At 38.1% G+C, this 7,416-nt stretch carries 7 protein-coding genes and 1 pseudogene; 6 read left to right on the top strand and 2 right to left on the bottom strand.

Features of this window, described 5'->3' with window-relative positions:
- Positions 1 to 137 precede the first annotated feature (137 nt).
- The 4 genes and pseudogenes from Q0791_RS13215 (at position 138) to Q0791_RS13200 (ending at position 2,358) form a co-directional block, all read left to right on the top strand.
- On the top strand, positions 138 to 479 hold the full coding sequence (locus tag Q0791_RS13215; RefSeq protein ID WP_299007059.1) for a hypothetical protein: 342 nt from the start codon (positions 138 to 140) through the stop codon (positions 477 to 479).
- A 955-nt stretch (positions 480 to 1,434) separates the two neighbouring features.
- Complete coding sequence (locus tag Q0791_RS13210) at positions 1,435 to 1,623, top strand: hypothetical protein (protein WP_299007056.1); 189 nt, start codon at positions 1,435 to 1,437, stop codon at positions 1,621 to 1,623.
- Positions 1,581 to 2,000, top strand: a pseudogene (locus Q0791_RS13205) (GrpB family protein); the annotation flags it as partial. The gene Q0791_RS13210 and the pseudogene Q0791_RS13205, both read left to right, overlap by 43 nt.
- Positions 2,001 to 2,058: 58 nt before the next feature.
- On the top strand, positions 2,059 to 2,358 hold the full coding sequence (locus Q0791_RS13200) for a putative quinol monooxygenase (protein ID WP_299007054.1): 300 nt from the start codon (positions 2,059 to 2,061) through the stop codon (positions 2,356 to 2,358).
- Positions 2,359 to 2,580: 222 nt separating this feature from the next.
- Here the strand turns inward: Q0791_RS13200 and Q0791_RS13195 are convergent, their stop codons facing one another.
- Positions 2,581 to 3,981 (bottom strand): hypothetical protein, encoded by a 1,401-nt coding sequence (locus tag Q0791_RS13195; RefSeq protein WP_299007051.1) that lies wholly within the window; start codon positions 3,979 to 3,981, stop codon positions 2,581 to 2,583.
- A gap of 105 nt (positions 3,982 to 4,086) precedes the next feature.
- Between Q0791_RS13195 and Q0791_RS13190 the strand changes: the two genes are divergently transcribed.
- Positions 4,087 to 4,590, top strand: a complete 504-nt coding sequence (locus tag Q0791_RS13190; RefSeq protein WP_299007048.1) for a GNAT family N-acetyltransferase — start codon at positions 4,087 to 4,089, stop codon at positions 4,588 to 4,590.
- 91 nt (positions 4,591 to 4,681) lie between these two features.
- On the opposite strand, the gene rhlP is transcribed toward Q0791_RS13190, so the two are convergent.
- The gene (gene rhlP / locus Q0791_RS13185; protein WP_299007045.1) at positions 4,682 to 5,545 is read right to left on the bottom strand and encodes a rhombotarget lipoprotein; all 864 of its coding nucleotides are present in this window, start codon (positions 5,543 to 5,545) and stop codon (positions 4,682 to 4,684) included.
- 402 nt (positions 5,546 to 5,947) lie between these two features.
- Here rhlP and Q0791_RS13180 point away from each other — a divergent pair, with 402 nt between their 5' ends.
- A complete protein-coding gene (locus Q0791_RS13180; protein WP_299007042.1) occupies positions 5,948 to 7,393 on the top strand; it encodes a hypothetical protein in 1,446 nt (481 codons plus the stop codon).
- Positions 7,394 to 7,416 lie beyond the last annotated feature (23 nt).

Raw genomic sequence — 7,416 nt, 5'->3', positions numbered from 1 at the left:
TGATTGATTAATCTTGGTCGAAAGATCTGATCACAAAGAGGGCTGTTAGTTCAATTTCTTATCCCGAGTTCAGGTTATGTTACTGATTAATAATGGTTGGCTATGACCTTTTCAATTTAAATTTATTAAGGATAGTGATGAAAAAAACACTAATTGCTGGAGCTCTTGCATTAGTTTCAACTCAGGTTTTTTCTGCGTCTGTAAGTACAACAACTACAGTAAATACTTTGTACACCTACGGAGAAGGTTCTTCCAGGCATAATGATATTGTTATTAAGGTAGATTCGCCTTTAACTGGTTGTGAAGCTGGTTTTTGGGTTAAGTCTACAGATAATATTGGTAATAAAAATGTATCTGCTTTCTTATTGTCAGCATTTCATGCGGGTTCAAAGATGTATATAGCTGCTTACAATGATCAACTATGGAGTGGTTCTGACGGAAATTACTGCAAAGTACATTCTATTGGTCTAGTCAAGTAACATAATCAGTGGTTCAATTGGGATGTCAATTACTGTGCTCCGTAATAGAACCAACTAGGACAGCTATGATTAGTGGCATATTTTAAATCATCAAACTAAGCTTTATTGACTCGTAGATGTTGGATCTTGCTGTTTATAAAGGGCTATTTATAAAGGGCTTTTTATAAAGAGCTATGCCACCTCCAAGAAGACCCCTGATTAGTATAGAGTTTTCTCTTGAACTTTCCGTTTAACTAGAAGAGCCTATTATCATTGCTGTAGTTGCGTAATTATCGCTAGCATTTAGATAAACGACGATGGCGCTTTTCCAAAGTGATGCCAAAATGTTGTCAATATATGCCTATAGGCTCTATATGTCAGGATAATGCGCAGCTTATTTTAATATCTTAAGCATCAAGACCATGAACCTCAGCCTCATATTATAAAAGGCCAACTGAGTCGGTACTTTACACTTCAAAAATCACTCATTCCGCTAATATCGCACATTTTCCCAGATCAACAGCAGGCATGTAGGTGAAAAACCGTCAGGTCATGATGTGATAAATGCTGAGTGTAGAATTCTGGCTAAAATCCCATTATGTTACTGATTAATAATGACTGGCTCAAGCTTTTGAGAGAAGCTTGAAAATCCATATCAATATTTTAGTTATATGGAATACAATAATATTTTGTTGCTACCTAAAAACATTCCGGTTTATGCTCGAGGCGGCAATGCCTTTAAATTTTTTTAAAAATTCATGATGTTTGCTACCAAGCCGCTGCTCCTTGTTCAAAGTAGCATTGTTAGGTTTATTCATGAACACCGCTTGTCGTACACTGCTTGAAAAACCTTTAACAATATCTGTGTGAAGTGTGCAGCATATTCATTGAGGTGATTATCGTCACGTAAGGTATTTGCTATCATTGAGAGAAAATGTGGCTTAGAGTGGCTTAGAGTGGTTTAGGGGGAAGGCAAATGAATGTGCAAGTCGTTGAATATTCATCAGATTGGAAAGCGTGGTTTCAAACCCTTGAAAGCAGACTCACTGATGCAATCAAGGGGATCGATTACAGTCGCTTGTTGTTGAGAACTGGGAACATGTTGGCAGCACCTCAGTTGAAGGTCTCGATGCCAAACCCATCATTGACATTGATATTATTTTAACGGACTTTCGTGATTTTGAGCTTGCTAAGAATGCTTTAATAAGCCTTGGTTATACCCATAAAGGTTGCTTAGGCCTTGAAGGCCGTGAGATGTTCTCACAGGCAAACTCGGTTCACCCGCATCATTTGTATGTTTGCGATCCCAATTGTTTAGCATTAAAAAATCATATTGCCTTTAGGGATCACCTTAGGCTTAATAAGCAAACCGCAAATGAGTATGGCGCACTTAAAAGAGCATTAGCAGAAAAATTCCCAACAGATATTGACGCCTATTGTGCCGCAAAAAGTGAATTTATTGCGAATGTTTTAGCATTATGTGATTTCGACGTCAGTGAGCTTAATGCAATAAAAAATGCAAATGCAATGGGAAATGAATAAGGGTAAGGATAAAGCTCATAAATAGTATACCTATTTAAATATGAAGGGAAATCATTTAATGTCAGAGAACCGTTTATTTGTATTTGCAAAAATACATCCCAAAAATGAGCATTTCGAAGAAGCGAAGCAAGCCATTATCAATATTTTGCCGCTAACTCGACAAGAACCTGGGTGTCGTCAATTTAAATTACATGAAAATGCGACGGAAAAGTGCCTTTTCCTGTACGAAGAATGGGAAAATGAATTGGCTTTAGAAGCACATTATCAAAAGCCATACACAGCTGCCGTTTTTGAGCGTTATCAAGAGTGGCTAGCGGCTCCAGTGGATGTGACTAAGATGCAAAGACTGAATGACTGAACTCGACAGCCATCATTAATAGTCTATTTTTAAATCTTCTAACCCGCGTTATTTATGAGTCTGAGTGGAGGAAGTACATTAACATCGATGACTAGCAAGCCGTTGCCCTTTGTTAAAAGTCGCAGTGTTAGGCTTATGCAAGAGTGATGAGCAGTGTTTGTAGCAAGCTCACTTGCTTTGAAAAAATAAAGCAAGTGACTGACTATGTTTTAGATTACTGGTTTATTTTTGCACTAAGAAGGATACCTCAAAACCTTTCATATCAATAATGTCATCTTCATCATCTAAGTCACTGAGATCGATATTGACTTTATTTTGATTAATTTGCTCATTAAGTGATATCTCAATGTCAAATACAGCGATATTGGCAAATGTTGCTTGCAAATCATCAGGTAACGTTAATGCAGGTAGGCTGGTTGCTTCCGTACTGGTGAGAGTCCAGCTGAAGTGTTGCTCATCGCATTGGGTATCACATAAAACGATATTGCTGGTTTGTGCATTGCTTTGAAAGGCGCTGAGATCTAAGGCTGTGGTATTGTCATTGCTCATTAACTGAGCCGACATGGCTTCAATGGCTTGTATATGATGAGTCCCAACAGTGAGAAGTTGTTCTGGCGTATTGCTGAGCTGCCCTTGGGCATCAAAATTTAATTGACTGAAATTGATTGCCGTCATCCAGTGGTTAGTTGATAGTTTTTTTGTTGTCGTTTTATCAGTGTGTAACCATGATTGACGGGCTAATTCTGGGTAGATAAACACATTATCATTGGCTTGTGCTAGTTGGGCGCTCAATGAGCCAGTTGTGTGTTGACTTATAATAAATGCATGTTCATCCCAACCAGAAAGATCGCCTATTGTTGCCGATACTCCATCGCTGGTGAAGTGATCTTTATTTAAGCTAATGCTGCTTTTATTGCGAAAATTCAGCAAACCACCACGGGCCTGTTGGCCGTCATTAGAGATTAATTGCACTAAATGCTCACTATTTTCCGTATCATAGATAAGTGTTAATTTATCCATGGCGCTGGCATTTATGCTCATGCGTGTGGATAAGCTGTCGATTTTAACTGTTGAATGGGGTGAAGAGCCTTGAAGCTGAGTGAAATCGATGTCGATTTCATCGTTATCGTCTGATGATTGAACATTCGCTTGCTCTGTGATCATGGTGGATGAGAGGCTATCAAATTGACTAAAATCGATAAGACTTGAAATATTAGCGATCTGTGTGGTTTCTTGTGTGTGGTTATTATACACATCATGAAAATCGACTACACTTAAGTGTTGGCTGTTATCTTGCCAGTCGACGGTGATCTCACCTTTATCATTAGCCTGAAAGTCCCCAACTAGATTGCCTTTAGTATCATGAACTAAAACACGAGTTTTTACATCAGGCTGAGTCTTACCCTTAGTGTCTTTTTTTAACAGCGTTAAAGTAAATTGGTCTCCCGATTTTAGATCCTGCGGGATAATGACATTAGCATGGTCTTGTGTTGCGGAAGGATGACTTTCATCCTGTGGATTATTTTTGTCATTTTTATGATCAGAGCCACAACCTAACATTAAACTGGTGATGACACAAAGTGGAGCCAAGCGGAATAGAGATGGAATTGTTATTTTTATCATTGATTTAAAATGTAAATTATTAAATCAAAATTGTATTTATATGTAACATTTAATGCCATTGGACTAAAGTGGTAAGAAGGATAATCACCGATAAAGGAAGATAGAATGTTAGAAACTGAGCGCTTGATAGTAAGGGAGTTGACACTTGAAGATGCGGCGTTTATTCATGCTCTGATGACGTCTCCCCTTTATTTGAAAAACATAGGTGACAGGAATATACGTTCGATTGAGCATGCTGAGGCATTTTTAGAGAATAACATCATTAAAAGTTATCAAGATAATGGCTATGGCTTGTATGCCGTGGTGTTAAAACAGACAAATCAAGTGGTGGGAATGTCCGGTTTAGTTCGCCGTGAGGGATTACCTCATACAGATATTGGCTTTGGTTTTTTGCCTGAGTTTATGGGAAAAGGCTATGCCTATGAAGCGTCAAAAGCGGTAATGGATTATGCGCAAAATGTGCTTGAACTTAATCCTATTTTAGCCATTACCGTCAAAGACAATGTACGTTCAATTTCATTATTAAATAAGCTGGGATTAGGTTATGGCCGCTTTATTGACTGGGAAGGCGAAGAAATTCTATTATTGAGCACTCATTCGCATAGTTAGTTCAAAATAGCAAGCTGTGCTTGCTCTTTTGAAACGAAGACAGATGACTGATTTTATTTAGCTAATGTTAAACAGCGCTTCTTTTTTGCTCTTAATATTGTTCTACTCTTAATATCTTTTTACTCTTAATATTTTTGGAACATACTTTCAATTTGAAAATGAATATGCTGAGTAATATGAGTAAAGTATAAAAATTGATAGCGCTGCCACTGTAGCCTTCTTTGTGTTCGACTTTGGCAATTTTCTCTTCTTTCACTCTGGTTTTGAAGCGGGCAAGTTCAGCATTTAAATGCCGTGTCATATCGGTTACCGCTAGCTGAAAACTTTCATTTGATTTGCTTGATAGTGTGTCATTAATTCTGATTGCTGTTGAAGTCTCTTTGAGCGTATTGGTACCAGGTGCGCGAAACAGCATCTTGCGACTTTTTATATCAAATACTGAGGTATCGACAAAAGTTTGAATGGCATTTTCATTGCCTGGAATGAGGTACATTCCAACAATGGTCCAATAGAGGACGGCAATTTTATTTTCAGTGGTTTGTGTGACTTGATCGTAAGACACTAGCGCCATGATATCGACATCATATAGCCTAGAAATTTGGTCTAAGGTTGAAAAACCTTTACCTAGCTGCAAATAGGCACTGGGGATAATGTCAATACGACCGATATAATCATATTGTAGAAAGGAGGCTTTTACTTGTTCCAGTAAGGCTAATTGCTCTTGGGTATTGATTTCATTTTGCTCTTCGTTTTGAGCGGGGACAAAGGCTAACCCAACAGTAACGGGTAAGCTTAGTACAGGCAGTGTCTCCTTATGAGCTAAGGGCTTTTCTTGGTTGGGGTATAAAAAATTCACTAAACTGCTTGAGCGCGTTTTTTTAACGCTTTGGTTCATCACAAGTGCACTGCATGCGCTGAGTAAAGAGATGCTTAATATGAGCAAAAAAGTTTTCATATGGATCAGTCCTTTGAAAAAATCAAATCATGTATTTTCTACTATCACGGATATTATTATAGGGAGTCGTTGAAGTTATCGCTTACTTTCGTATGTCCTTATTCTTATGCCTTTATTAGCTTTAAGCAATTTGATTTGTTCTTTGCTTCTATTTTCAAGCCGACTTTCAAACACGACGAGGACAAACAATCAAAAAACCGCTTTGTCTTTGGTTTAATAAAAACCAAAAAAAGGACATGGAGATCTAAAATAGCAATACCTAAAAAAGAATAATCTTATTTAAAATCAATAGATTATTTATTAATTTAGATCAAGGTAGACTTAAACGTTATTCTTTAACATGTTTTATTTAAACCAGTAGAAGTGCTTTTTACGGGTGAATGATCATTTTAAGGAAGTATTATGCCTCACAATGCGATAGTGAACCGAACGGGGAAAGTGTATGCGGCCCCTTTGAAATACAGTGATGAAAGCGCGCAAGAAAGAGTGCTACAAAAGCGAGTTCGTGTCTTACTCAATCAAGAAATTCCTGAGTTATATGAAGCCGTAACGAGCAGCCAAATTTTGTCTTTGCAGCGTGATATTACTCAGTTTATTTCTGATTCATTGTTGGAATGTGTGAGCAAAGAGTTGAAGGATTGTCGATTAACGGAGGCCAGTGACAGCGCTAAAATTGGTTGGTTTGCCGCTGAAACCTTGCTAAAAGTCGGGCTGAACATGGTCTCACAATCTGCTGGTGGAACCATTTTAGACGCGTTACACACCGCATTAGATACTCGAGGTGCATCGCCATTTGAACTTGATAAGCAAATGAAAGTTGTTGAGTTTGCAGATGGCACTCAAGGTAAAGTTCAGACCCATAGAACGGCTCGTATTAAAGGAAGTGATATTAATTTAGAGAGCTTTACACGGCAAGTTTTGAGTGATTTTGGCGATCTCACCTATGAGCAAACAGAAGCCTTATTGCAAGACAGTGCCTTAAGTCAGTTTCAGCATAAATTGTCAGGATTATTTCAACATTATGATAAATCCCGCCATGGCGTGGCCATGCGTGTGGGTGAACACCAATCAGCGATACAACGAATGCTAATGCCCATTGAAATTCTGCGTTTGCGTATTCAAGTGGTTGAGCAACTCATCAATGCGGTGATCTTTGATGAGTTAGCAAAAGTGCGATGTGAGGTGCAATGTTTCCCTGAGGAGCCGCCGACATACGCGCAATTAAAAGAGGCCGTTGGGAATATCAAGTCTCGACTGCATCGTCTCAATATTCACGGTTATATTACCCATTTAAATGATTTAGTGAGTCATACTTTACCTAGGTACTCTAAACAAAGATTATTCAGTGTGATGATGGCTGAAACTTTAGTGGATAATGCACAAACTGTGTTGTCGAGTAATCAAAAATTGTCTAAGGGGTTGTGGCAATTCCTCTATGATAAACAGCTTATTGCGTTAAAAAAAGAGAAAGATATTCATCAAAGTTTAATGCCTAAAAATGCTCATATTATGCATTTGAAGATGAAAAGTCGGTATGAGAGAGTCAAAAAAGAAAAGCTACATAAACAAATTAGCCATGCCGTTAATCAAAGAAAGTTAGCCACATCCAGTAATGAAAAATTTGGGCATACGAGTAGCTTATCTTGTTTGGTTGGCGCTGAGTTGTTACTTGACAGTAACGTAGAAGCGGAAAAAGCCTTAATTCAACAGGTGCACCAAGAGTCATCTTATCGGCGTTATGTGAGCTTGTTAGATTTATCACGAGCCGATAGGGAATTTTTAGAGCAAAAACAAGCAACGGGGGAAGTAGCCCTATCCATTGCTATTGATAAGGCGTTTTATGCCTAAACATTTTACGATGAATCATTGAT

It is taken from the genome of uncultured Shewanella sp., from assembly GCF_947495455.1.
In the GTDB taxonomy this organism is placed as follows: domain Bacteria; phylum Pseudomonadota; class Gammaproteobacteria; order Enterobacterales; family Shewanellaceae; genus Shewanella.
The sequence above is the reverse complement of the archived record's forward strand: the minus strand, read 5'-3'. Positions and strand labels throughout refer to the sequence as shown.

Excerpts from the sequence above, each read along its gene's own strand:
- Q0791_RS13210 (WP_299007056.1), top strand. The coding sequence starts at position 1,435 with ATGAATGTGCAAGTCGTTGAATATTCATCAGATTGGAAAGCGTGGTTT.
- Q0791_RS13195 (WP_299007051.1), bottom strand. The coding sequence starts at position 3,981 with ATGATAAAAATAACAATTCCATCTCTATTCCGCTTGGCTCCACTTTGT.
- rhlP (WP_299007045.1), bottom strand. The coding sequence starts at position 5,545 with ATGAAAACTTTTTTGCTCATATTAAGCATCTCTTTACTCAGCGCATGC.
- Q0791_RS13215 (WP_299007059.1), top strand. The coding sequence starts at position 138 with ATGAAAAAAACACTAATTGCTGGAGCTCTTGCATTAGTTTCAACTCAG.
- Q0791_RS13180 (WP_299007042.1), top strand. The coding sequence starts at position 5,948 with ATGCCTCACAATGCGATAGTGAACCGAACGGGGAAAGTGTATGCGGCC.
- Q0791_RS13190 (WP_299007048.1), top strand. The coding sequence starts at position 4,087 with ATGTTAGAAACTGAGCGCTTGATAGTAAGGGAGTTGACACTTGAAGAT.
- Q0791_RS13200 (WP_299007054.1), top strand. The coding sequence starts at position 2,059 with ATGTCAGAGAACCGTTTATTTGTATTTGCAAAAATACATCCCAAAAAT.